The organism is Streptosporangium sp. NPDC006930 (genome assembly GCF_040635605.1).
Classification (GTDB): Bacteria; Actinomycetota; Actinomycetes; order Streptosporangiales; family Streptosporangiaceae; genus Streptosporangium.
The window spans coordinates 416,677-441,068 of the sequence record NZ_JBEYID010000003.1; the positions used below are offsets into that span (position 1 = coordinate 416,677).

Annotated in this window: 20 protein-coding genes; 16 read left to right on the forward strand and 4 right to left on the reverse strand. The window is 69.1% G+C overall.

All coding sequences use genetic code 11. From position 1 onward, the window contains the following. Positions 1–56: 56 nt before the first annotated feature. The 5 genes from ABZ664_RS08270 (at position 57) to ABZ664_RS08290 (ending at position 5,608) form a co-directional block, all read left to right on the forward strand. A complete protein-coding gene (locus ABZ664_RS08270) occupies positions 57–1,220 on the forward strand; it encodes an allantoate amidohydrolase (protein WP_362505132.1) in 1,164 nt (387 codons plus the stop codon). Continuing rightward, positions 1,208–2,569: a formimidoylglutamate deiminase gene (locus ABZ664_RS08275; protein WP_362504874.1), complete on the forward strand. Its 1,362-nt coding sequence runs from the start codon at positions 1,208–1,210 to the stop codon at positions 2,567–2,569. Before ABZ664_RS08270 ends, ABZ664_RS08275 begins: the two co-directional genes overlap by 13 nt. After that, the gene (hutI, locus tag ABZ664_RS08280; protein WP_362504877.1) at positions 2,566–3,738 is read left to right on the forward strand and encodes an imidazolonepropionase; all 1,173 of its coding nucleotides are present in this window, start codon (positions 2,566–2,568) and stop codon (positions 3,736–3,738) included. The genes ABZ664_RS08275 and hutI overlap by 4 nt, the downstream gene beginning before the upstream one ends. Positions 3,739–3,949: 211 nt before the next feature. Continuing rightward, positions 3,950–4,897 (forward strand): sigma-70 family RNA polymerase sigma factor, encoded by a 948-nt coding sequence (locus tag ABZ664_RS08285; RefSeq protein WP_362504880.1) that lies wholly within the window; start codon positions 3,950–3,952, stop codon positions 4,895–4,897. Positions 4,898–5,431: 534 nt separating this feature from the next. Then, positions 5,432–5,608, forward strand: coding sequence for a hypothetical protein (locus ABZ664_RS08290; protein WP_362505135.1), 177 nt, complete (start codon positions 5,432–5,434; stop codon positions 5,606–5,608). 28 nt (positions 5,609–5,636) lie between these two features. Here ABZ664_RS08290 and ABZ664_RS08295 read toward each other — a convergent pair whose 3' ends face one another. Next, positions 5,637–5,918, reverse strand: a complete 282-nt coding sequence (locus ABZ664_RS08295) for a hypothetical protein (RefSeq protein ID WP_362504883.1) — start codon at positions 5,916–5,918, stop codon at positions 5,637–5,639. Between the two features lie 761 nt (positions 5,919–6,679). On the opposite strand from ABZ664_RS08295, the gene ABZ664_RS08300 reads away from it, so the two are divergent. The 9 genes from ABZ664_RS08300 (at position 6,680) to ABZ664_RS08340 (ending at position 17,455) form a co-directional block, all read left to right on the forward strand. After that, positions 6,680–7,459, forward strand: a complete 780-nt coding sequence (locus tag ABZ664_RS08300) for an aspartyl protease family protein (RefSeq protein ID WP_362504886.1) — start codon at positions 6,680–6,682, stop codon at positions 7,457–7,459. Between the two features lie 285 nt (positions 7,460–7,744). Beyond that, positions 7,745–8,026, forward strand: a complete 282-nt coding sequence (locus ABZ664_RS08305) for a hypothetical protein (protein ID WP_362504889.1) — start codon at positions 7,745–7,747, stop codon at positions 8,024–8,026. 1,069 nt (positions 8,027–9,095) lie between these two features. Continuing rightward, positions 9,096–10,415, forward strand: coding sequence for an ammonium transporter (locus ABZ664_RS08310; RefSeq protein ID WP_362504892.1), 1,320 nt, complete (start codon positions 9,096–9,098; stop codon positions 10,413–10,415). Further along, complete coding sequence (locus ABZ664_RS08315) at positions 10,412–10,750, forward strand: P-II family nitrogen regulator (RefSeq protein WP_350948726.1); 339 nt, start codon at positions 10,412–10,414, stop codon at positions 10,748–10,750. Before ABZ664_RS08310 ends, ABZ664_RS08315 begins: the two co-directional genes overlap by 4 nt. 3 nt (positions 10,751–10,753) lie before the next feature. Continuing rightward, on the forward strand, positions 10,754–13,030 hold the full coding sequence (locus ABZ664_RS08320; RefSeq protein WP_362504896.1) for a [protein-PII] uridylyltransferase: 2,277 nt from the start codon (positions 10,754–10,756) through the stop codon (positions 13,028–13,030). A gap of 129 nt (positions 13,031–13,159) precedes the next feature. Then, positions 13,160–16,066 carry a nitrate- and nitrite sensing domain-containing protein gene (locus ABZ664_RS08325; protein ID WP_362504899.1) on the forward strand — a complete coding sequence of 969 codons (2,907 nt, stop codon included), beginning with the start codon at positions 13,160–13,162 and terminating at the stop codon, positions 16,064–16,066. 5 nt (positions 16,067–16,071) lie between these two features. Then, positions 16,072–16,485, forward strand: a complete 414-nt coding sequence (locus ABZ664_RS08330; protein ID WP_362505138.1) for a roadblock/LC7 domain-containing protein — start codon at positions 16,072–16,074, stop codon at positions 16,483–16,485. A 39-nt stretch (positions 16,486–16,524) separates the two neighbouring features. Then, positions 16,525–16,887 (forward strand): DUF742 domain-containing protein, encoded by a 363-nt coding sequence (locus ABZ664_RS08335; protein WP_362504902.1) that lies wholly within the window; start codon positions 16,525–16,527, stop codon positions 16,885–16,887. Further along, positions 16,868–17,455, forward strand: coding sequence for an ATP/GTP-binding protein (locus tag ABZ664_RS08340; protein WP_362504905.1), 588 nt, complete (start codon positions 16,868–16,870; stop codon positions 17,453–17,455). Before ABZ664_RS08335 ends, ABZ664_RS08340 begins: the two co-directional genes overlap by 20 nt. Positions 17,456–17,549: 94 nt before the next feature. Here the strand turns inward: ABZ664_RS08340 and ABZ664_RS08345 are convergent, their stop codons facing one another. After that, a complete protein-coding gene (locus ABZ664_RS08345; RefSeq protein ID WP_362504908.1) occupies positions 17,550–18,536 on the reverse strand; it encodes an ABC transporter substrate-binding protein in 987 nt (328 codons plus the stop codon). 378 nt (positions 18,537–18,914) lie between these two features. Here ABZ664_RS08345 and ABZ664_RS08350 point away from each other — a divergent pair, with 378 nt between their 5' ends. After that, on the forward strand, positions 18,915–21,662 hold the full coding sequence (locus ABZ664_RS08350) for a nitrate- and nitrite sensing domain-containing protein (RefSeq protein WP_362504911.1): 2,748 nt from the start codon (positions 18,915–18,917) through the stop codon (positions 21,660–21,662). Between the two features lies 1 nt (position 21,663). After that, positions 21,664–22,272, forward strand: coding sequence for a DUF742 domain-containing protein (locus ABZ664_RS08355; protein WP_362504914.1), 609 nt, complete (start codon positions 21,664–21,666; stop codon positions 22,270–22,272). 97 nt (positions 22,273–22,369) lie between these two features. Here the strand turns inward: ABZ664_RS08355 and ABZ664_RS08360 are convergent, their stop codons facing one another. Beyond that, positions 22,370–23,323, reverse strand: coding sequence for an SIS domain-containing protein (locus ABZ664_RS08360; protein ID WP_362504917.1), 954 nt, complete (start codon positions 23,321–23,323; stop codon positions 22,370–22,372). Between the two features lie 37 nt (positions 23,324–23,360). Then, positions 23,361–24,251: a phosphotransferase gene (locus ABZ664_RS08365; RefSeq protein WP_362504920.1), complete on the reverse strand. Its 891-nt coding sequence runs from the start codon at positions 24,249–24,251 to the stop codon at positions 23,361–23,363. Positions 24,252–24,392: the final 141 nt, after the last annotated feature.

Below are 24,392 nucleotides of genomic sequence, written 5' to 3' on the forward strand. Positions count from 1 at the left end.
GCGGCGGGCTCGCCAATGAATGGTCTCATTCACATAATGGGAGGGTGTTCGACGAGATGTGGGGTGCCATAGAGCACCTCGGACGTGACGGCCGGACCCTGGGCTACCTGCGAGACGCGTGGTCGCCCGCGGATCTGGAACTCCGGCGGTGGTTCGGGCAGGAGGCCGCCAGACGCGGCCTCGACCTGAGGGAGGACCGCAACGGCAACCTGTGGGCCTGGTGGGGTGACCCCTCGGACCGGCCCGGCGTGGTCACCGGCAGTCATCTCGACTCGGTGCGCCAGGGCGGCGCCTTCGACGGCCCCCTCGGCGTCGTGTCGGCCTTCGCCGCCCTCGACCTGCTGCGGGCGAAGGACTTCCGGCCCGCGCGCCCGGTGGGAATCGCCTGCTTCACCGACGAGGAGGGCGCCAGGTTCGGCGTCCCGTGCGTCGGCTCCCGCCTGCTGACCGGGATCCTCGACCCGGACAGGGCCCGCGCCCTGAAGGACGACGAGGGCGACTCGCTGGCAGAGGTGCTGCGCGCGGCGGGGCGCGACCCCGGCGCTCTGGGCAGGGACGAGGAGACCCTGCGGCACATCGGCGTCTTCGTCGAACTCCACGTCGAGCAGGGACAGGACCTCGTCCACACCGGCGCCGGGGTCGGCGTCGCCTCGGCCATCTGGCCGCACGGCCGCTGGCGGTTCGACTTCCACGGCCAGGCCAACCACGCGGGCACCACCCGCCTGGCCGACCGCGACGACCCCATGCTGCCCTTCGCCCGCACCGTCCTGCACGCCCGCCAGGCCGCCGAGCGCGGCGGCGTGGTCGCCACCTTCGGCAAGACACGCGTGTCGCCCAACAACGCCAACGCCATCCCCGGCCTGGTCAGCGCCTGGCTGGACGCCAGGGGCGGCGACGAGGACGCGGTGAGGGCGCTCGTCGCCGAACTCACCGACTTCTCCGGGGCCGAGGTCACGGTCGAGTCGTGGACCCCGGTCGTCGACTTCGACGCGGCCCTGCGGGAACGGGTCGCACAGGCCGCGGGAGGCGCACCCGTCCTGCCGACCGGCGCCGGACACGACGCGGGCATCCTCGCCTCCGCGGGCGTGCCCAGCGCGATGGTGTTCGTCCGCAATCCAACGGGAATCTCTCACTCTCCGGAGGAACACGCGGACCGGGCCGACTGTCACGCCGGGGTCACCGCCCTCGCCGCCATCGTGGAGGACCTGTGCGGGAGCTGAACTACTGGTGCGAGCTGGCCTGGCTGCCGCCGGGCGAGGTCGTCGCGGGAGTGCTCGTCAAGGTCAGGGACACCCTGATCGCCGAGATGGTCACCGGAGTGACGACCCCGCCCGGCGGAGCCGTCCGGCTCGCGGGCCTCACCCTCCCCGGGCTCGCCAACGCGCACTCCCACGCCTTCCACCGCGCCCTGCGCGGGGTGACGCAGCGCGAGAAGGGCAGCTTCTGGACCTGGCGCGAGCAGATGTACGGCGTGGCGGGAACGCTCGACCCCGACTCCTACCTCAGGCTCGCCAGGGCCACGTTCGCCGAGATGTCGCTGGCCGGGATCACCTGCGTGGGGGAGTTCCACTACCTGCACCACGGGCCGGACGGCAGGCCGTACGACGACTCGAACGCGATGGGGCACGCGCTCGTTCAGGCCGCACGGGAGGCGGGGCTGCGCATCGCGCTCCTGGACGCCTGCTACCTGACCGGCGGCGTCGGTGCCCCGCTGAGCGGTGCGCAGCGGCGGTTCGGCGACGGGGACGCCGACGGGTGGGCCGCGCGGGCCGAGGCGCTCGTGGCCGGATACCGGGAGGATCGGGACGTGGAGATCGGCGTGGCCGTGCACTCGGTCCGCGCGGTGCGGGCCGAGCAGATCCCCGTGGTCGCCGAGTTCTCCCGGCACCACGCGGTCCCGCTTCACGCCCACGTCTCCGAGCAGCGGGCCGAGAACGCCGCCTGCGTGGACGCCTACGCCGCGACCCCGGTCCAGCTGCTGGACGCGCACGGCGCGCTCGGTCCCCGCTCGACCGCCGTACACGCCACGCACCTGTCGGACGTGGACGTCGCGCTGCTCGGCGCCTCCGGCACGCGCGTGTGCATGTGCCCGACGACCGAGCGCGACCTCGCCGACGGCATCGGGCCGGCGAGGAGGCTGTTCGAGGCGGGCTCGCCCATCACGCTCGGCTCGGACAGCCACGCGGTGATCGACCTGTTCGAGGAGGCCCGCGCGGTCGAGCTGGACGAGCGGCTCGCGACCGAGCGGCGCGGTCACTGGTCGGCCGCCGAACTCCTGAACGCGGCCACGGCCGCGGGGCACGACTCGCTCGGCTTCGCCGACGCGGGCATGCTCGTCCCCGGCGCCTGGGCGGACCTGGTGTCGGTGCGCCTGGACTCGGTCCGTACGGCCGGAGCCTCCCCGGCGCACCTGGCGGAGACCGTGGTCTTCGCCGCGACGGCCGCCGACGTGCACTCCGTGGTGTCGGGCGGGCGTCACGTGGTCGTCGACGGCGGACACGTACTCGGCGACGTGGGCGCGATGCTCGCGGAAGCGGTCGCCGAGGTACGAGAGGAGAGGTCGGTATGACGAGCGAGGACCGTCCGGTGACGAGCACCCTTTTCGATCGCATCGGCCTGCTCTATACGGGCGACCCGGCGCGGGAGGAGGTCGAGAACGCGGCGCTGGTGGTCGAGGGCGGCGAGGTGGTGTGGGCGGGTCCCGCCGACGCGGCTCCGCACGCCGACGAGCGGGTGGATGTGGAGGGGCGCTGCGTCATCCCCGGTTTCGTCGACAGCCACGCCCACCTCGTCTTCGCGGGCGACCGCACCGCCGAGTTCGCCGCCCGTATGGCGGGGCGCCCGTACACGGCGGGAGGCATCCGTACGACGGTGTCGGCCACCCGCGCCGCCTCCGACGCCGAACTCGCGGTGCGCACCGCCGCCCTGGTCGCCGAGATGCTCGCCCAGGGGACGACCACGGTCGAGATCAAGAGCGGCTACGGTCTCACGGTCGAGGACGAGCGCAGGTCACTGGAGATCGCGCGGAGGTTCACCGAGGAGACCACCTACCTGGGGGCGCACGTCGTACCCCCCGACGCCTCCTCGGCCGACGAGTACGTCCGCACCGTCACCGGGGAGATGCTGGAGGCGTGCGCGCCGCACGCCCGGTGGGTCGACGTGTTCTGCGAGCGCGGAGCCTTCGACGCCGACCAGAGCAGGGAGATCCTGCTCGCCGGGGTGAAGGCGGGACTGCTGCCGCGGATCCACGCCAACCAGCTGGGTGCGGGGCCGGGGGTGCGGATCGCCGCCGAGGTGGGCGCGGCCTCCGCCGACCACTGCACCCATCTGAGCGACGACGACGTCTCGGCGCTGTCGTCGTCGGGGGTGGTGGCGACCCTGCTGCCCGGCGCGGAGTTCTCCACTCGCTCGCCCTACCCTGACGCCCGCCGCCTGCTGGACGCCGGCGTGACCGTCGCGCTCGCCACCGACTGCAACCCCGGCTCCTCCTTCACCTCCTCCATGCCGTTCTGCGTGGCACTGGCGGTCCGCGAGATGCGGATGACGCCGCTGGAGGCGATCAGGGCCGCCACGTACGGCGGGGCGAGGGCGCTGCGCCGCGGGGACGTCGGCACACTGCGGGTGGGCAGTAGGGGGGATCTGGTGATTCTCGACACACCCACCTACGTCCACCTCGCCTACCGGCCGGGGGTACCGCTGGTGAGGCAGGTCTGGAAGGAAGGGCGCCGCCTGGTTTGAGCCACTTTGCTGGGGTTAGTCGTAGTCCTCGTCGCGGCGCAGGGAAACATCCTCCTTGAGGAGGAAATCCAAAACCATTCTCCAGGCGTACTTCTTGAGGGAATCTTTGCCCTGATCCGTCCGTTGAAAAGACAAGCGATGTGTCTGAGCGCACGGGGCCTTGAGCGAGCGGTTGGACACGTCATAAGCACGCGGAGCGAGGTGCCATCGGATGGCAAGGCCGACGGGGAATCGGACGCAGGATCAGCATGTCTCTGATCGAGACCTGCTCGGGACCTACCTGGCAGAGATTGGACGGGTGCCCCTGCTCACCGCGGAGGAAGAGGTCGAGCTCGCCAAGCGGATCGAGGCGGGTCTCTTCGCTGAGCAGTTGCTGGACGGTGGGTTGGGCGGATTGACGGAGCCGCGGATCGGGAACGCGGCCGATGAGGAGCTTGAACGGCTGGCCGTTTCCGGGCAGAGGGCCAAGGATGAATTCATCCAGGCCAATCTACGTCTTGTGGTGGCCGTCGCGCGCAAATATTCCGGGCGGGGAATGCCACTGATCGATCTGGTCCAGGAGGGAAACCTGGGGCTGGTCCGCGCGGTCGAGAAGTTCGACTACCGGCGCGGTTACAAGTTCTCGACATACGCCACGTGGTGGATCAGGCAGTCGGTGGGACGCGCCATCCACGAGCAGGCCAGGCCGGTGCGCCTGCCCACCCACGCGGGCGAGCAGATGACCAGGTTGATGCGGGTCCGCCGCGACATGCTGGCCGAGTTCGACGTCGAGCCGACCGACGCCGATCTGGCCACGGTGCTCGAACTCCCCATCGAGCGGGTCCGTGAGCTCCGCCGCTGGGCCTCCGACCCCGTCTCCCTGCAACTGGGCGTGGGTGACGAGGACGAGACCGAGCTCGGCGACATGATCGCCGATGACACGTGGGCCGACCCCGAGCAGCAGGCGATGGACATCCTGGAGCGCGAGCGCCTTGAGGAGTGGCTGACCGGGCTTGAGGGGCAGACCCGTGAGATGCTCCGCTGGCGCTACGGCCTGATGGACGGCCGCGAGCACACGCTGACCGAGGTCGGCGAGCGGTACGGCATCGGTCGCGACCGCGCCCGCCGGATCGAGCGTGACGCTCTGGCACGGCTGCGGAAGATGGCGACGGCGGCCTGAGCCCTTGTGATCCGGCACGGTCTCGTTTGGACCGTGCCGGATCGTGGGGTTCTTCACGGTGAGGCTTGTCGCTGCGGCGGTTCCGTGTTGCTCACGCCGTGGCGAGTTCCGTCGCCGCTCACGCCTGGTCGATTCCACGGTGTTCAGGTTGTGTGAGCCTCGTGCCGTTCACGCTTGGTCGATTCCACGGCTGTTCGGGCTGTGGCGCGTCGCCGGTCGGTTTTGTCGCGGTGGGTTTCTTCGCCGTTCACGCTGCGGTGGGCGGGTGCTCCGGCCGGCCGTCTCAGTCACCGTCTGGTGACCCAGGCCTCCGGCCTGCTCGGGCACGGTGGTTGCGGGCTTCTTTTAAGCCGTCCGGAGCACCCGTCCACCTCCGCTGTACGTGTTCTCGCCGTACGGCGTGCGGACCGTAGTGGCTTTCTCTCCGGCCGCCCTGGGTTCCGTGGGTGGCTGAAGCGATCCGTACGGGAGCGTCGGGGGAGGCGCCGTAGCTGAAGCGCCACCTCGGAAAGGAGCGCAGGGCTGGGCGCCGCTCTGCGCTACGTCCACATTCACGACCTCACTGCGCTCGGCGACCCGCACATCTGGCCGCACGCGCTCAGCGACGACGACCTCACGGCCCTGTTCACGTCCATCACATTCATCCTGCTGGTCGCCACCGGCTATCCCGCCGATATCCATGCCATCCTTGGTCCAGGGCCCCGGCGTTGATTCGCTATGTCCAGTTCCGGCATGTTGATCAGATGTTGTAGACGGCGAAAGCGGCATCGCGGTCGAGGAGGTCACGGCGAGCATGGGCGATGTTGGCTCGATCGGCCAGGCGCATGGTGCTGATCGCCAGATTCCGAAAGCCCGCCAGTGCCCTGGGTGCGCTACCTGTTCTGAGCTGGGAGTGATCCTCCCGGAACGTTACGTCCCGGACCCAGTGGAGCCGGTTTTCCACACCCCGGTGCGCGCGTTCGTAATGATTGAGGTGTGCGGGCCCGGCCGCTTCGGCGGGCAGGCTGGTGATGCCGTACACGATCTCTTTGCTGCTCCAGGCGCCGTCCAGGTCACCGACGTCGCGGCGGAGCCGGAAGGCTTGGCGGGCGCCGGGGAACAGCGTGTCGTCGGTCTGTACGGTGCGGATGGTCCGGCGTTCGGTGCGGCCGTGCCCGTGATCGTCGCCGATGGCGGTGTTCTGGGTCCACTCGGCGTCCGGGCCCGACAGCAGCGCCTGGGCGGGCGGTACGGGCCAGCGGCTGGTTGCGCTTCACGATGATGACCACCAGCGGATGGCGTAGCCCGCATGCCGAGCGCTGATCCGGCACCGCCGCCAACCGGCGTATCAACGCTGATTCCACCACGACCGGGTCGGTCGTCAGTTCGGCTTCCCACAACGCCAGGTCGGTGAGCTGGTCAAGAAGCGGGACCGTGCAGGGGTTGGTCAGGGAAGATGGGGACACGAGCGCGACTCCTGGGGCGATCTTCGGATTAGATGCCTGAAAGATCATCAGAAGTCGCGCTCTTTCGCATGTCACCTGGCCAAATGCTCAACGTCGCCATACCGCATCAGAACTCAAGAACGCCGGGGCCCTGCTCGGCGACGTCACCCTCGTCGCCACCTACCGACAACTCGCCCGCTGGACCGAGAAAGGACTGATCAAAAGAGTCAGGACCGGCCGCTACACAGCCGTCCCACCGGCCACACCGTCCCGCTTGCATCCCCCAACGAAGCCTTAGCTACCCGGCCTTGGGGGAACCTCACTGGCGGCCAAATTGGCCTTGAACTAGCTTTAGCTGATGATCTCGTTGCCGCTACTTCTGGAACCAGACCCGGACGACCCTGAGTTCGTCTCACTCTTCGTGGAAGGGACGATCGATGGCCGCCCTTACCGTCTACTGTTAGACACCGGCGCAGCACAGTCAAAGCTGATGGCCGACGAGTTCACCTCGACTCTCAAGGTGGCTGGCCACAAGCGTTCCAATGGTGTGTTCGGCGCCTCGCCCACAGAAGATCTAGTGGTGCTGAGCAAGCTCACGATCGGGCCGATCGAGAAAACCGACCTCACCGTCGTACGCTCCACCGGTAAGAACCAGCAGAATCTCGTAGCTATGGACTTTCTTGGCGACATGACCTTGGTGATCGACTTCGATCATTCTGAGGTCGGGTTCGCCCCCGGTGGATCCTTGCCGACGCGTTGGCCGTTGCGCCGCAGCCCGCGTGGGCACCCTTTTCTAGACGTGAAATTTCCTGGTATAACCGGACAGGCGTGCTGGGACACGGGTGCCGCCGTGACTGTGGTGAATGCCGACTTCATCGCCGAGAACAGATCGTTGTTTACGCTGGTAGGCACGAGCATCGGCTATGACTCGACCGGCGCGTCACAGGAAACGCCGATGTACCGCATGGCGGCGGCCACTGTCGGTGAGATCACTCTCGCAGCCCACACCGTCGCAGCCGTGCCACTGCCCCAAGACCCCATGCCGATGGACGTGGTGCTCGGCTACCCAGCGCTTCGACAGTACAACTGGACGATGGACTTCCCCCTGAACCGCTGGAGCGCAGCCCCGGCAAGCTAAGCGGCAACTGTCCCTCGGATCCTGTACGGCTCATCCGAGACTTCCAAAGATATGCGGCAGCACGTCCGGCCGCCGCTTCCTGAAGAGCAACCGCACAGGTAAGGACCGTAGCTCAGATGGAGCCCCGCCACCGCCGTCGAGTGTGATCGTGGGCACGACCGTACCGAACGCCGGACCATCCGCACCGCCGAAGTAGACGACACCCTCTTCCCAGGTGCCCGGCAAGCCTTCCGGCTCCGCCGCGACGTCGGTGATCTGGACGGCGCGTGGACCAGTAAGGAGATCGTGTACGGCATCACCAGCCCGCCCACCGACCTGGCCGGGCCCACTCACCTCAACCATGACGAGCGGGCGCACTGGGGAGTGGAAAATCGGCTCCATTGGGTCCGTGACGTAACGTTCCGGGAGGATCACTCCCAGCTCAGGACAGGTACCGCGCCCAGAACTCTGGCCGGCTTCCGTAATCTGGCGATCAGCACCGCCCGTCTGGCAGACCGAGCCAACATCGCCCATGCCCGCCGCGACCTCCTCGATCACAACGACGCCTTTACCGTCTACAACATTTGATCAACCCGAAGAAGCGGGACATAGCGAATCAACGCCGGGGCCCTGATCCTTGGTCGACGTCACCCCGGTTCCTGTCTGACAGTCCTCGCCTATCGCGATCCCGGTCGCCCCCTGAACACCGGCCAACTCTTGGTCCACTGCGGCTTGGAGATCGGCTCCCTCGCCCGCCACGCCCTCACTGCGGCTAGGCTCACCACCCATAAACCACCCGCTCATCGATGACGGCGGCTATCCCTCGCCCGAAGGACCTCCGTGCCATTGCGCGGTGGCGTGCCGGCTATTCGTAAGGGTCTGAACCGGTGTGGTTCGGGCTGTTTCATGGTTGGTGTTTCTGCGTTCGGCCGCATTGTGTGGGGAGAGGGAACGGCGCGGTGGGCTTTTGGTTTTCTACGGTGCTCGCCGTGCGCTCCTTTCGAAAGTAACGCTTCAGTTACGGCGGCCCGCCCTGGGCGGTCTCGTACGGGTCGCTTCAGCCGCACACAGGACGCAGGGCGGCCGGAGAGGGAGCGACTACGGTCCGTACGCCGTGCGGCGGGGGCGTGCGCAGCGGAGGTGGGCGGGTGTTCCGGCCGGCTTAAAAGAGCCCGCAAGCATCGCGCCCGAGCAGGCCGGAGGCCTGAACCACCAGACGGTAACTGAGACGGCCGGCCGGAGCATCCGCCCACCGCAGCGTGAACGGCCGCGAGATTGATCCGTCCCCCCGGGAGCCTGGCGGCACATCGCCAAGGTCCGCTCTGCGGGTGACCAGGGGTTATGGGCCAACCTATTTGCCCGGATCGAGGGGGTCCGATGGGCGTGGCGTGGGGGCAGCGGAGGCCCAGGTAACTGCCAAGGGGAGTTCACCTGGGCTCTTTTAAGGCCATCTTCAAGTCATGGCACACCTTGTCCGAAACACATCTGAAACACCATGCTGCCGAGATTCACAGATGTGAAACACGCAAGGTCACACCTTGAAACGGTAGAAGAACACGCTGTGGCGCAACGTCAGTGCGCGGCCGGTCGATGGAGCCCAGAAGCGATCACTGCATGTGAAACCGGCAAAAGCCAATTGGAAGGAGGGTCGCTTCGCATGGAGATCGATAGCGGCTCCACAGCCTGGATGCTCGCGAGTACCGCACTCGTCCTACTCATGACACCGGGTCTCGCGTTCTTCTACGGGGGCATGACCAGGGCCAAGAGTGTGCTCAACATGATGATGATGTCGTGGGTCAGCATCATCGTCGTGACGATCGCCTGGGTGCTCTACGGCCACTCGCTCGCCTTCGACACCGTCGGAGACGGTTCGGGATTCCTCAACAAGATTATCGGTGGACTCGACAACATCGGTCTGAACGGTCTCGTCGAGACGGCGACCAAGGATGACGGCACCGGTATGCCGAGCCTGGTCTTCTCGACGTTCCAGATGACTTTCGCGATCATCACGGTCGCCCTGATCAGCGGAGCGCTCGCCGACCGGGTGAAGTTCGGCGCCTGGGTCGTCTTCGCCGTCATCTGGGCGACGGTCGTCTACTTCCCCGTGGCCCACTGGGTGTGGGGCGGCGGCTGGCTGAGCAGCCTCGGCATCGAGGACTTCGCCGGCGGTACGGTCGTCCACATCAACGCCGGAGCCGCGGCCCTCGCGGTCGCCCTGGTGATCGGCAAGCGCGTCGGCTGGCGCAAGGACCCGATGCGACCGCACAACCTCACGCTGGTCCTCCTCGGCGCGGCCCTGCTGTGGTTCGGCTGGTTCGGCTTCAACTCGGGCTCCGAGCTCGCCGTTGACGGCACGACCGGTCTGGCGTTCATCAACACCCAGATCGCCACCGCCGTCGCGGCGGGCGCCTGGATCCTCGTCGAGAAGATGCGCGACGGTCACTCCACCACCCTGGGTGTCGCCTCCGGCGCGGTCTCCGGCCTGGTCGCGATCACTCCGGCCTGTGGTTTCGTCGACCCCTGGGCGGCGTTCGTGATCGGCGCGCTCGCCGGTGTCGCCTGTGCCTACGCGGTCGGCCTGAAGTACAAGCTCGGCTACGACGACTCCCTCGACGTGGTCGGCGTCCACCTCGTCGGCGGTGTCGTGGGTGCGGTGGCGCTGGGCTTCGTCGCCGCCTACCCGTTCGCCGACGGCCAGGAGAAGGGCCTCTTCTACGGCGGACCGATCTCCCAGCTCGGTGTGCAGGTGCTCGGTCCCGTCGCGGTCGGCGCCTACTCCTTCGTTATCTCCTGGATCATCGCTAAGATCATCGACAAGACAATGGGCTTCCGCATCTCGCAGGAAGACGAGATCACCGGCGTCGACATCACCTCCCACGCCGAGACCGGTTACGACCTCGGCACCATCCACTCCTCGGGTGTGGCCGCCGTCAACGGTCCGGCCCCCACCCCGGCGTCTAAGAAGGTGGACGCATGAGACTCATCACAGCGATCATCAAGCCGTTCAAGCTCGATGACGTGAAAGCGGCCCTGGAGCAGTTCGGGGTCAAGGGAATGACGGTCAGCGAAGCGAGCGGTTACGGCCGCCAGCGTGGTCACACCGAGGTCTACCGGGGTGCCGAGTACCAGGTCGACCTGGTGCCCAAGGTCCGCCTTGAGGTGCTCGCCGAGGAGGAGGACGCCGAGGATGTCATCGACGTCATCGTCAAGGCCTCGCAGACCGGCAAGATCGGTGACGGCAAGGTGTGGTCCGTCCCTGTGGACACGGTCATCCGCGTCCGCACCGGGGAACGCGGACCTGAGGCGCTCTAACCGGTGAGAGGCGACACTCGCTCGTACGCCGCGGCCCGTAAGGAACGGGCCGCGGACATCGACCGCTGGTTGACGGACCTGGTCCGTACCGCCTGCGGTACGCCGTACGGGCCTAACGGGGGAACGACGAGAAACGACGAGCGCGGCGCCCTCACCGGGGTCGCGCTCGTCGCGGTCGGGAGCCTTGGACGCTCCGAGCTCGCGCCGGGCAGTGACCTCGACCTGGTCCTGCTCCACGACGGGCGGGAGGACGTCGCGCGTGTCGCCGACCGCATCTGGTATCCGATCTGGGACTCGGGGGTCGGTCTCGACCATTCGGTGCGGACGGTGGACGAGGCGGCCAAGGTCGCGAGGGAGGACCTCAAGGCGGTCCTCGGCCTGATCCAGGCGCGGCACGTGGCCGGAGACCCGGAGCTGACGCGCTCGGCGCGTGAGATCGTGCTCGCCGAGTGGCGTGCCGACTCCCGGCGCCGCCTGGGCGAGTTGCGCGACGCCGCGGACAAGCGGGCGGAGGCGAGCGGCGAGCTGGCGTTCCTGCTCGAACCCGACCTCAAGGACTCCCGCGGCGGCATCCGCGACGTGCAGGCGATGCAGGCGGTGGCGGCGGCGTGGGTCGCCTCGGCGCCCGGCCCTCGGGTCCGTGAGGCATATGAGTTGCTGCTCGACGTCCGGCACGGTCTGCACCTGGTGACCGCCCGCGGCGCGGACAGGCTGGTGCTCCAGGAGCAGGACGCCGTCGCCGGGATGCTCGGGCTGCTCGACGCCGAGGCGCTGATGCGCAGGCTCGCCGAGGCCGCCAGGACGATCGGGCACGCCTTCGACGCCACCTGGCGCACCGTCGACCGGCTGCTCACCGGCCCCACCCCTCGTGGTCGCCGCCCGCTCGCCGACGGCGTCGTCGAGCACGGCGGAGAGGTCGTGCTCGCTCGCGGGGTGAACCCGCGCAAGGACCCGGTCCTGGTGTTGCGCGCCGCCGCCGCCGCGGCCGAGGCGGGGCTGCCGCTGGCGCCCGCCACGGTCACCACGCTGGCCGCCCAGTCGCCGCCGCTGCCCGTGCCCTGGCCGGACGAGGCGCGTGACGCGCTGGTGGCGCTGCTCGGGGCCGGCCGCGCGGCCGTGCCCGTCTGGGAGGAACTCGACCAGGCGGGAGTGCTGGTCCGCCTGCTGCCCGACTGGGAGCGGGTGCGGCACCGCCCGCAGCGCAATCCGGTGCACCGCTACACCGTCGACCGGCATCTGATCGAGGCCGCCGCGGGGGCCGCCTCGTTCACCCGCGAGGTCTCGCGGCCCGACCTGCTGCTCATCTCCGCGCTCCTGCACGACATCGGCAAGGGCTATCCCGGTGACCACTCCACCACCGGCGCCGTCGTCGCCCGCGACATCGGGACCCGGATGGGCCTGCCCCCGGCCGACGTCGACATCCTGGAGACCGTGGTCCGCCACCATCTGCTGCTGCCCGAGACGGCCACCCGCCGCGACCTGGACGACCCGGTGACGATCTCCCGGGTGGCCGAGGCCGTCGGCTCGCGTGAGGTCCTCGAACTGCTGGCGGCCCTCGCGGTGGCCGACGGCCACGCCACCGGGCCCGCCGCCTGGAACTCGTGGAAGGCCTCACTCGTCGCCGACCTGGTACGCCGGGTGCGTTCCGCGCTCTCGGGAACCCCGCTGCGTCCCGCGCCCTCGCTCTCGGTGGAGCAGGCTTCCCTCGCCCGCCACGGCGGCGGCGCCGTGCGCATCAACGGGGGAGCGGTCACCGTGGTCGCGCCCGACCGCGCCGGCCTGCTCTGGCGCGCGGCCGGGGTGCTGGCCGCGCACCGCATGGTGGTCCGCTCCGCGTCGGCGGCCTCGGCGGGTGCGACCGCCGTCATCGAGTTCTCGGTCGTTCCCGAGTACGGTTCGCCGCCCGACCCCGCGACGCTGGAGGCCGATCTGCGCCTCGTCCTGGCCGGTCGTCTCGACATCGAGCAACGCCTGGCCAGGAGGACCAGGTCGATGCGCCCGGCCCGGGTGCCGGTGGCGCCGCCGAGGGTGAACCTGGTGGACGACGCTTCCAACACCGCGACCGTCATCGAGGTGCGTGCCCATGACCGTCCGGGTCTTTTGTGGCGGATTGGTAGAGCATTTGGTGAATGTGGCCTTGACGTACGGGCCGCCCGTGTGGAGACTCTCGGCGCAGAGGCGGTGGACGTCTTCTACGTGGTCGACAGAGCCGGTCGCCCACTGACCGACGAGGTCCAGCGGGCACAGGTACGCGATCAAGTGCTTGCTGCCCTGCGGTAACCGTAAAAAATCGGTCCCTCGTCGCCTTCGTAACGATTGAAGGCCCTATGTCGGTTTTGCCGATTCTTGCTCGTGACCTTGTGGTGTGATGTTGTCCACTTGTGTCGTGATTGAGGGGTATCGAGAGCGGTGACTACGGCGACATCCGAGGGCGGGGGCGCTTCGGCACCCGACCGCGCTAAGCGGCCTGCCGCCCGCTTCGGCTTGAAGAACTGGCGCGTCCGTTCGCGTCTGACGGCCCTGATCCTGGTACCGACGGCGGTGGGCGTCGTACTCGCCGGCACACGGGTGGTGGCCTCCATCGACAGTGTGGCGGTCTACCAGCGGACCGCCGCCGCGGCGGAGTACTCCGGTGGACTCCGCGACCTCGCCCAGGCGCTCGGCCTGGAGCGTGACCGCGGTGCCTGGTCGTCGTTCCAGCCCACGAACAAGAGCCTGAAGGACAGCTCCGACGCGCAGCGGAAGACCGTGGACGCGCTGGTGAGGAAGGTGCGGCAGGAAGTCCAGGCGATCGACGACTCCTACGGAGCCAGAATCGTCGAGGCGGCCAAGAACGTGACCTACCAGCTGGACGGCCTTCCCGCGCTGCGTGCTCTGCCCGGTATCAACCGGATGGAACGATACAGTTTCATGATCGCTCCGTTGCTGACACTCCACGAGGAGCTCACGCTCGTCAGCGACGATCCGGAGATCGTCGGTAACACCCGCGCGCTCAGCGATCTGGCGTACGCCAAGGAGGAGGTCTCCAAGCAGCGCGCCCGGCTGCTGGCCGGTTACTACGCGCCCTCGCTCATCACCCCGCAGGAGATCGAGAAGTTCATCGCCTCCCGCTCCCGCATGGACGAGTACCAGGCGGACTTCGGCGTCGAGTCGACCCCGGCGAACGCGCAGCTTCTCGCTACCGCCCTGATCGACGAGAGGGTCCACCGAGCCGAGCTCACCAAGGCCAGGGTCATCGTGCTCGCCAGCAATCCCGCGCGCACCGGGCGGCTGCTGTCGAACTTCAACGAGGTCAAGCAGTGGTTCTCGGACAACGCCGTGGTCCTCGACCAGATGCGGAAGGTCGAGAACAAGGTCGCCGGCGACGTGGTGACCCGGGCCCGGGATCTTCAGGACGCCGAGCAGCGCAACGCGATCATCACCGCGGGGCTGATCCTGCTCCTGCTCCTGCTGGTGCTCGGACTCACGGTCGTCATCGCCCGCTCGATGGTGACGCCGCTGCGCCGCCTGCGCGCCGAGGCGCTGGAGGTCGCGAGCTTCAAGCTTCCCGAGATCGTGCGACGGCTCCGGGTCTCCGGCGACACCCGTGAGCCCGACCTCGACCTCATCCCGATCGACACCAGCGACGAGATCGGGGAGGTCGCCAGGGCCTTCGACGAGGTCCAGCGGCAGGCCGTCCGCCTCGCCTCCGAGGAGTCCGAGCTCAGGTCCAACATCAGCGCGATGTTCGTCAACCTGTCGCGGCGCACGCAGACCCTGGTCGAGCGGCAGATCTCGCTCATCGACGGTCTGGAGAAGGGCGAGGAGGACGGCCGCCGCCTGGCCGACCTGTTCAAGCTCGACCACCTGGCCACCCGCATGCGCCGCAACTCCGAGAACCTCCTGGTCCTCGCGGGTCACGAGCCGACCCGCAGGCGGAGCCAGCCGGCCAAGCTCGTCGACGTCGTCCGCGCCTCCCTGTCGGAGGTCGAGGACTACGAGCGGGTCCAGGTCAAGGTGCACCGTACGATCTCGGTCGCGGGCAGCGCCGCCAACGACATCGTGCACCTGGTCGCCGAGCTGGTGGAGAACGCCATCCAGTTCTCCCCCCGGGCGAGCCAGGTCGTGGTCTCCAGCAGCGTGATCGAGGGCGGCGGCGCGCTGCTCGCGGTGAGTGACCCGGGCATCGGCATGACCCACGAGGAACTGGTCGAGACGAATCGCCGGCTGGCCGACCCGCCCGTCGTCGACGTCTCGGTTTCGCGGCGCATGGGCCTGTTCGTGGTCGGCCGCCTCGCGCTGCGCCACGGCATCCGGGTCCAGCTGCGCCCGCAGGAGGGCGGCGGTCTCGTCGCCATGGTCCTGTTCCCGCCCGCGCTCGTCGTCCAGGCGACCCAGCCGGTGCAGACGCCCTCATGGGGTGGCGAGCAGGCCCCCTCGCAGGACCTCCTCGCCCAGCCGTCCACCACGGGTCGCCCGCCCGTTCAGCAGTTCTCGTACGGGCAGTCTCAGCCGGGGCTGGGACACACCCACCCCTCGTTCGAGCAGGGGCAGTCTCCGTTCGGGCAGGACCCGTTCGGACGGGATCCTTTCGGGCAGGCGTCGTTCGGACAGACCTCGTTCGGGCAGACGTCCGTGGATCTGCCTTCGTTCGGCTCCGCCGACCGCCCGGCCCAGGACTGGCCGGTTTCCTCCGAGGGAGGCGGTCAGCCCCTGCCCAAGCGCCAGGTCAACGGCAACGGTGCCCTTCCCGCCTCCGATTTCTCCGCCTGGAGCCAGTCCTCGTACGAGGAGACGACGGCGGAGGAGATGCCCACGGTGGGGGTCTCCTCGCTCGAAGCCGAGCAGGAGGAGTACCTGCCCATCTTCGCCTCGATCGAGTCCGCCTGGTTCCGCCGCGCCGAGGGGGCCGACGGGTCCGCCGGACCGGAGGGCGGGTCTTACGAGCCGGAGGAGCCGACGCCCCCGAACGGCATGCCGGCTCACGAGACACCGCGGACAAGAGAGCAGGTGGGGGCGGTGGCCGCCGAGCAGCCCGTTCCGGCGGAGGAGCCTGACAGCTGGAACACCCCGGCCGACGCGGGGTGGCGCGCCGCCCAGGCGGCGAGTGAACCTTCGCTCGGCGGGGTGACCGCGGCGGGGCTGCCCAAACGCACCCCCAAGGCGAACCTCGTACCCGGTACGGCCGCCGCCGTACCGGTCAGCCCCATGCCGCCTATGTCGCCGGACAGGGTGCGCAACCGTCTGTCGAGCTTCCAGCAAGGCGTACGGCGGGGCCGCGCCGAAGTAGTCGAAACCACCACCAGAAGCCTGGTTGACGAGGAGGAAGGCTCGTGACGACCCTGAGTCATGAGGCACGCAGGTTCGACTGGCTGATCACCGAGTTCGTCCGCGGCACGCCCGGTGTCGCGCACGCGGTGTGCGTCTCCGCCGACGGGCTGAGGATCGCCAGTTCCGAGGGGTTTCCGCCTGACAGGGCGGATCAGCTCGCCGCGGTCGCGGCGGGACTGCTCAGCCTGACGGTGGGTGCCTCGCGGGTGTTCGAGGGAGGCTCCGTCACCCAGACCGTGGTCGAGATGGAGCGTGGCCTGCTGCTGGTCATGGCGATCAGCGACGGCTCCGTGCTCGCCGTGCTCGCCTCCCCCGACTGCGACATGGGTCTGGTGGCGTACCAGATGACCCTGCTCGTCGACAGGGCGGGACAGGTGCTCACCCCGGCGCTCCGTGCCGAGCTGCAGTCTTCCCGGGGCCGGTGATGACCGCGCTCCCGATCGGTCTCATCACGGGAGAGGCTCGTGCTCGGGATTGACGGAACCGGGGACGACGAGCCTCTGTTCCGCCCGTACGCCGTGACCGGTGGCAGGTCGGAGCCTCGTTTCCACCTGGCGCTGGAGGCGCTGGTCTCCTCCTCCTTCATCATGGAGGAGGACCTGGCGCTGCTCACTCCCGAACAGGATGCGATCATCAGGCTCTGTCGTTCGTATCGTTCGGTCGCCGAGATATCGGCTCTACTGAAGGTTCCGCTCGGCGTGGCCCGCGTGCTGGTGGCCGATATGGTCGACGAGGGCTTCGTCCGTATCCACCAGCCGCATCTCAACGAGGGACAACCGGACCTCAACATGCTCGAAAGGGTTCTCAGTGGACTTCGCAGGCTCTAGCCAGAGTGGCCTGACGTCAACGAAGATCGTTGTCGCGGGCGGGTTCGGTGTCGGCAAGACCACGTTCGTGGGTTCGGTGTCGGAGATTCTGCCGCTGACCACGGAGGCGGTGATGACCGACGCCAGCGCCGGGATCGACGACCTCGGGCTGACTCCCCACAAGACGACCACCACGGTCGCGATGGACTTCGGCCGGCTCTCACTGGACCGTGACCTGATCCTGTACCTGTTCGGTACGCCGGGTCAGCACCGGTTCTGGTTCATGTGGGACGACCTGGTCCGCGGCGCGATCGGCGCGGTGGTTCTGATCGACACCCGTCGGCTCGCCGACGGCTTCCCGGCGATCGACTACTTCGAGGAGGCCAAGCTTCCGTTCGTGGTCGGTGTCAACGGCTGGAACGGGGAGTTCCCGCACCAGGAGGAGGAGGTGCGGGAGGCGCTGACGCTGGCTCCGCACATTCCCGTCGTGCGGACCGACGCCCGCTCCCGCGACTCCGTCAAGCGCACGCTGATCACTCTGGTCGAGCATGTTCTGCGGGTCCGCACGGCCTATGGGACGTCCGCGTAGTCCGGCGTTTTCTCCGGGACGGTCCCGTGCTCGGCGGGGTCGTCTCCGGAGAAGGGGGCCGGGTCTTCCCCGGCGGGGCGTGAGCCGGGAGTCGTCATCCCGGCACCCACTCCTTCCAGGTTATTTTGTTGGCGTCGATCCATTTCTGGGCCGCCTGGGTGGCGCCGAGGCCGTTGTCGGTCATGTCGTTCGCCACCGCGTTCTGCTGCTCGCTCGTCCAGTTGAAGTTTCTGACCAGTTCGTAGGCCCTGCCGCCGGTGTCGGCGAACCGCCTGCTCACGATCTTGTCGAGCAGGTACGGCGGGTAGTCGCACCTGATCCTGGCGGGGTCGGTGTCGCAGCCGATCGCGTACGGCGGAAGGTTGACCTTCGCCAGTTTGATCTGGCTGAAAAGCCAATGTGGCTCGTAGAAGTACATCAGCAGCGGGGTCCGGTTGCGGGTCGCCCGCTTGGCCGCGTCGATCAGCGCTTTCTCGCTGCCCGCGTAGACGACCCTGTAGTGGAGGCCGAGGTTGCGGACCAGGGCCTCGTCGTTGGTGACATGCGAGGGATCCCCGTCGAGCAGTTGACCTAAATTACCGGATTTGTCGGTTTTAAAGAGGTGTGCGTACTTATTGAGCTGTCGCCAGTCGGTGATCCCGGGATACTCGTCCGCCATCCACTGGGGGACGTACCAGCCGATGACCCCCGTGGGGCCGCTCCTTCCCGCGGAGACCGCGACCTTCTTCTCCTCGATGTAGGTCTGCTTCAGGGCCTGGTGTCCCCAGTTCTCCACGATCACGTCCACCGTGCCCTTCCCCAGGCCCTCCCAGGACTGGGGCGGGTCGAGCCTCACCGTCTCCACCCGGTAGCCGAGCTCCTGGGTGAGCAGGTGGCCGATGACCGCGGCGCTCGCCTCGGAGCCCGCCCACCCGTTGACGGCGATCCTCACGGTTTCGCCGTCGGATGCCCGGGGCGCGGGTGCGGCCGCCTCCTGGGTGCAGGCGGCGAGTGGGAGGAGCAGTACGGTGAGCGCCAGCAGGACGCGGACGGTCGAGCGGGAGCCGCGAACCTGACGCGCGGCGTCGCCGGGTGTGGCCACGGTCTCCTCCAGGGCTCGCCACCCGGACTCGGCGGACCGAGGGCACGGGGGGCACGGTGGGAACTACCGATGCAGGGGGTCAAGATATGGCGCGGATATGGTGGATCACAATGTCACGCTCGTTGGGATGCCTGCATCGCCCCCGTTTGGAACGATACAAACGACCATAGGGGTCTGGAAGTTCCTAATAAGATTATTCGGCTGACCGCATCCGGAGTTCCAGTCGTAGCTGGAGCTCCGGATGCGGTCCCTGCTTCACCACGAATACGCATCTATAGAGCTGCGTTCGCTTGGCCCCACCGGTTGATATGTGCTCGAATTGCCGAGAACCACAGGAAATTCGGCCAGGGGGTTCATCCACCGAGAGGGCAGCGTTCGGTGAGTACACACGAGATCCAGGGCGCGGGCAGCCGTCTGCGCCTGCGGAACTGGCGGGTGCGCCGTCGCCTCGTCGCGCTCGTTCTGGTGCCCTCCATCGCCGCGGTGCTGCTCGGCGGTGTCCAGGTGTTCGCCTCGCTGCGCGCAGCGGGCGACTACCAGCGAGTCAACGACCTCGCCCGGCTCTCCGCCCGCGTCGGCGCGCTCACTCATGAGCTGGCCGAGGAACGCGATCGCACCGCCTGGTTCATCGCCCTCGGCCGCCCTGAGGGCGGCGTAAGGAACATAAAAGCCCAGATGGACCTGGTCGACGGCTCCGCGGCGCGTGTCCGCGAAAGCGGCTCGCTGCTCGGTGAGGGGGTGAGCGGACGTACCAGGGAAGAGGTCGAGACCGCGATCACCCGTCTGGACGACCTTTACCTGCTGCGTGAGCAGGCACTGAAGTCGACGCTGCTGCCCGACGCGACCATCGCCGCCTACTCCCTGGTCATCGCCGACCTGCTCTCCCTGCACGACGAACTCGGCAAGGGCAGCGCCGACGACGTCCTCTTCGGCCAGGCGCTCACCCTGGACGCGCTCGCCCGCGCCAAGGAGGCACTCTCCCTCCAACGGGCGCTGCTCGCGGTGGTGCTCGTGGCGGGACGGTTCGAGCAGGGACAGATGGAGCAGTTCCTCGGCGCGATCTCCATCGAGCGTAACGAGCGCAAGACCTTCGCCGCCGAGGCCGGAAGCAGAGACCGCCGCCTCTTCGACGAGACCGTCAACGGCCGCAGCGCCGAACGCGCCGCCCTCATCCGCGAGCTGGTCCTGCTCCGTGCTGCCTCCGGCAACTCGCTGAGGGGTCTGGACCTGGAGCGGAAGGACGACGCCAAGGAGTGGTACGACGCGGCCACCGTCACCATCGGCCACATGCGCGAGGCCGAGGAGCGGCACGCCCAGGTCATCGTCGCGCGCAGCCAGCGGCTCGGCGACGACGAGCAGAACCGTGCCCTGATGGTCGCCGCGGCCGTCGCCGCCCTGATGGCGCTCGTGCTGGTGGTCACCATCTGGGTGGTGCGCTCGCTGGTCAGGCCGCTGCGGCGGTTGCGCAGGGAGGCCCTGGAGGTCGCGGGGGAGAGGTTGCCCGCGTACGTCCAGCGGGTTCGCGAATCGCACGGTGGGAACGGTGAGAGCATGGTCGCCGACGTGTCACCGATCGGGGTACTGTCGCGTGACGAGATCGGCGAGGTCGCCAGGGCGTTTGACGAGGTCCATCGGGAGGCGGTTCGGCTGGCGGGGGAGGAGGCGAGGCTGCGCAACACCGTGAACGCGATGTTCGTCAACCTCTCCAGGCGGAGCCAGACCCTGGTGGAACGCCAGCTCACCCTGGTCGAGCGGCTGGAGCGCGGTGAGCGCGACGACCAGCGGCTGGCGGACCTGTTCAAGCTCGACCACCTCGCCACCCGTATGCGCCGCAACAGCGAGAACCTGCTCGTCCTCGCCGGGCAGGAGGTGGCGCGGCGCTGGAGGCAGCCGGTCGAGCTGATGGACGTGGTCAGGGCCTCGCTGTCGGAGGTGGAGAACTACGAGCGGGTGACGAACCGGGTCCGGGCGGAGGTCGCCGTCGCGGGCCCCGCGGTGAGCGACGTGGTCCACCTGTTCGCCGAGCTGATCGAGAACGCCGTCTCGTTCTCGCAGCCGACCACGAGGGTCACGGTGTCCGACAGCCGGATCGACGGCGGTGGTGTGATGGTGTCGGTGACCGACAAGGGCATCGGCATGACGCTCGACGAGCTCTCCGAGGCCAACTGGCAGCTGGCGAACCCGCAGGCCGCCGACGCCTCGGTCGCCCGCCACATGGGCCTGTTCGTCGTCAGCCGCCTCGCGTTCAAGCACGGTATCCGCGTCCAGCTCCGCCCGCAGGACTCCGGTCTGGCCGCGATGGTCCTGCTCCCGGAGTCGCTTCTCGTCCTGCCGCCCATCGGGGAACAGGTGCACGGTCCCTCGGCCGCCTTCGGCGGTACGCCACCGAGCGCGGGGCTTCCCGCCGGTGTGGTCGGCTTCCCGCAAGGCGAGACCGGTCACCTGTTCCCCGGTGAGGCGCCCGATTCGCCCGACTCGCCGTTCCCGCACCGAGGGATTCCCGTGTTCGCGGCGCCCACGGTCACGCAGGCACCTTTCACCGAAGAGGGCGAGTCGGACGCGACCGAGCGGAACGTGTGGAACCCGCCCGCGGAGCGGTTCCGTCCTCCGGGGGAGCGAGGGGAGTTCCCGCAGCCGCCCCCCGGCCTGTTCGACCCTCTTCCAGGACCGTCCGACCTCCTCGCCGGCGAGGTCCCGGCTGAGCGGGAGGACGACTTCCTGCCGATCTTCGCCGCGGTCGAGTCCGCCTGGTTCCGGATCGCCGATCCCTCCGGGGACTCCGGTGCGGAGACGGCCCACCCCGAGGCGGGCGCCGCTCCCGGTGACTCCGCGCCGGAGGATTCGCCGGCCGAGCCGGAACCGTGGACCTCGCCCGGTGACAGCGGCTGGCAGGCCGCGCAGGCGGTGAGCGCTCCGGCGCACGGCGGTACGACCGAGGCAGGCCTGCCCAGACGCACCCCCCGGGCCAACCTGGTCCCCGGCTCGGTCGCGCCGCTCGCGCAACCCGAGCCGTCCCCCGCGCCGGACGTGCCGCGCCTCTCGCCGGAACAGGTGCGCAGCCGCATGTCGAGCTTCCAGGAGGGTGTGCGCAGGGCACGCAACGAGCTCCCGGACAGGGAGGGGTAGCGTGCGGGCCGACAACCGGGACCAGGGGCGGGAGCTTCACGACGGCCGAGCCTCCTCGTGGCAGGAGCGGTGGGACGACACGCCTCGGTACGGGTTTTCCGCCGGGGCGCGGGGATACGGCTCGCCGGAGGAGAGGCCGGGGTTCGTGCCGTTCGTCGGCGCGGCCGGTGCCGGGGCGCGGGGATACGAGGCTCAGGAGGAGACGGCCGGGGCCGGAGCCCGGCGGGACGGGCGTTTCGGATACGCGTCCGAGGACGAGGACGACGAGCCGGCCGAGGAGGAGAGCTCGCTGATCCGGATGTACGCGGTGACCGGGGGGCGGGTCGTCCCGAGTTCCAAGCTCGCCATGGAGGCACTCGTCTCGACCACGACCACGGCCCCGCTCGGCCTCTCCTATATCCGGGAATATCGTTTCATCAGTGATCTGTGCCGAAGTATCCGCTCGATCGCCGAGATATCCGCTCTTTTGGGTGTCCCTCTCGGCGTCACCCGCGTCCTGGTCTCAGACATGGAGTCCGAAGGGCTGGTGCGGATCCACCACCCCCGGGTCAGCGCGGCGGGTCCCGGGCCCGACCTCCTCGAACGCGTACTCAACCACCTCAAGGAATAGGCCCGTTCCTCGCACGTGTCGCGTCTCGCGGAGATCCGGTACGGGTGCGGAACGCGGGACAGGAGGCGTCCCGCGTCAGGCGGAGCGGACGCCGGTCTCAGGCGAGCCACCAGCGGGCGGCGACGAGCTCGGCCACCAGGGTCTCGGTCAGGAGCGCCACGTCGGGGTCGTCGTCATGGAGGTAGCGGACGGAGGCCTTGGCGCCGGGAAGCTCGCCGCCGACCGTCAGGACGGTGGAGCCGCGCTGCCGGATCCAGTCCATGGCCTGCTCGTCGTAGCGGGAGCCGGGGAAAAGGATGGCGCGGTAGTCGAGGGTCTTGGTGAGGTAGACGTCCACGTGGGCCCAGTCACCGGTCTCGCACGCGTCGGCCGCCCTGCGGGGCCCCTCGCGGAACATCAGGGCCGACTGCTCGGCCGAGGACAGGTGCTCGGCGGGAGCGATCGTGTAGACGCCGTTCGGGCCGTCGAGCAGCGTCGCGGCCGACTCCAGCCACTCGTCGCGACGGTCGAGCAGGTCGGTGGTGGCCTCGGCCGTACGGCGGATCAACCCGGGCACGTCCCTGCCCGGTGCGGTGAGACGCTCGCCGAGTGCGAGGAGCAGGGCGAGGGTGTGCTGGAAGGTCCGGCAGGAGACACCGCCGCGCTCCTCGCCCGCCACCATCGGGACCACCAGGTCCGCGCCCTCGGTGACGGCCGAGTCCGGGTGGTTGGTCAGCGCGAGGACGAAGGACCGGCCCCGGTGGCGGGCGACCGCGTCCAGGGTCTCCCGGCTGCCGCCGGTGGCGGAGATGGCGACCACCAGGATGTCGGGGCTCGGCGGGTAGGACGCCGCGGCGGAGGCGTACTCGGCCACGGCGTCGATCCCCGCGGCCCGCAGGCGCAGCGCGGCCACCTGGGCGGCGTACCGGGAGCTGCCCATGCCGAGGAGGAGCACCCGCCGGATCCCGGAGGGAATCCCAGCGAAGGGATCGCCCGCCTCCAGGGTGCCGGCGAGGGCGGCCAGTGCGGCGGGCTTGGCCTCCAGGTCGGCGAGGTACAGGTCGGGAATCACGGGGTCTCCTTCGTGGTGAACAGCGGGTTCGCCGAGATCAGCGGTATCGGGAGCGCAGCACGCCCATCGGGGCGTAGCGCCAGCGGGGAAGATGCCTGGCCGCGTAGACGAGCTCGCGGCACTCCTGCTCGATCTCGAAGGGGCGCAGCAGGGAACGGTCCAGGAGGGCGGCGTGCCCCAGCTCTTCCAGCCGCCTGAGGTAGGCCGACTCCAGGACGGCACGGGCCGTGGCGGACCACCCGGCGATCATCGCGGGGTCCGCGTCGCGGCGCCTGATCGCGACCTGGCCGACGTGTTCGAGGCTCGTGGTGAGCTGGGCGAGGTCGCGGGCCGCGGGCTGGAAGGGGTCGGCGCCCGCGACGGTCGGGTTGCCGTCGAAGTCGATCACCGCGTAGCCGTCCCGCCAGCGCAGGATCTGGCCGACGTGCAGGTCCCCGTGGATGCGGATCAACGGGGTGGCCCTCACCCGGGCGAGGGGCGCCAGCTCGGCGCGGAGCGCGTCGGCGCGCTCCGCGAGCCAGTCGCCGTCCTCGCCGTCGGTCAGCGCGAGTGCCTCCTCCAACGCCTCGCCCGCCCGGAGTGACCACGGGCTCTCTCCCGCCCGTACGGCGTCCGCCTGCCTGACGGGGGTGGGGAAGGTCGCGGAGGGGGTCGCCATCGCCGCGTGCAGGTCGGCGGCGAGGACGCCCAGGTCGGTGGCGAAGGAGGTGCCGCGCGAGACGGCCTCGTCGACGCACCACTCCCAGCCGTCAGCGGCCCCGGGCAGGTACGCGGTGACCAGGGCGAGCAGCAGCTCGGAGCCGTCGTCGGCGCGCCGGGAGACGGACGCGTACGGCGTCGCGGTCGCGGTGAAACCGACTGACGTGAGGTGCGCGAACATGTCGGGTGTGGGGTGGGGGAGCGGTGCGGGCGGGGTGAGCCATTTCACAACGACCTTCTCGCCGACGACCACCGAATGGTTGGTCTGATCGACCTCGAACCCTCGTTCGACCTCCGCCCTCGATGACAATTGAGTGTCGATTGAGGAAAGAGTAGTGATCGTTACGGGGAGTGAGTGGAATCTCCGTAC

Excerpts from the sequence above, each read along its gene's own strand:
- ABZ664_RS08315 (WP_350948726.1), top strand. The coding sequence starts at position 10,412 with ATGAGACTCATCACAGCGATCATCAAGCCGTTCAAGCTCGATGACGTG.
- ABZ664_RS08310 (WP_362504892.1), top strand. The coding sequence starts at position 9,096 with ATGGAGATCGATAGCGGCTCCACAGCCTGGATGCTCGCGAGTACCGCA.
- ABZ664_RS08300 (WP_362504886.1), top strand. The coding sequence starts at position 6,680 with ATGATCTCGTTGCCGCTACTTCTGGAACCAGACCCGGACGACCCTGAG.
- ABZ664_RS08285 (WP_362504880.1), top strand. The coding sequence starts at position 3,950 with ATGGCAAGGCCGACGGGGAATCGGACGCAGGATCAGCATGTCTCTGAT.
- ABZ664_RS08270 (WP_362505132.1), top strand. The coding sequence starts at position 57 with ATGTGGGGTGCCATAGAGCACCTCGGACGTGACGGCCGGACCCTGGGC.
- hutI (WP_362504877.1), top strand. The coding sequence starts at position 2,566 with ATGACGAGCGAGGACCGTCCGGTGACGAGCACCCTTTTCGATCGCATC.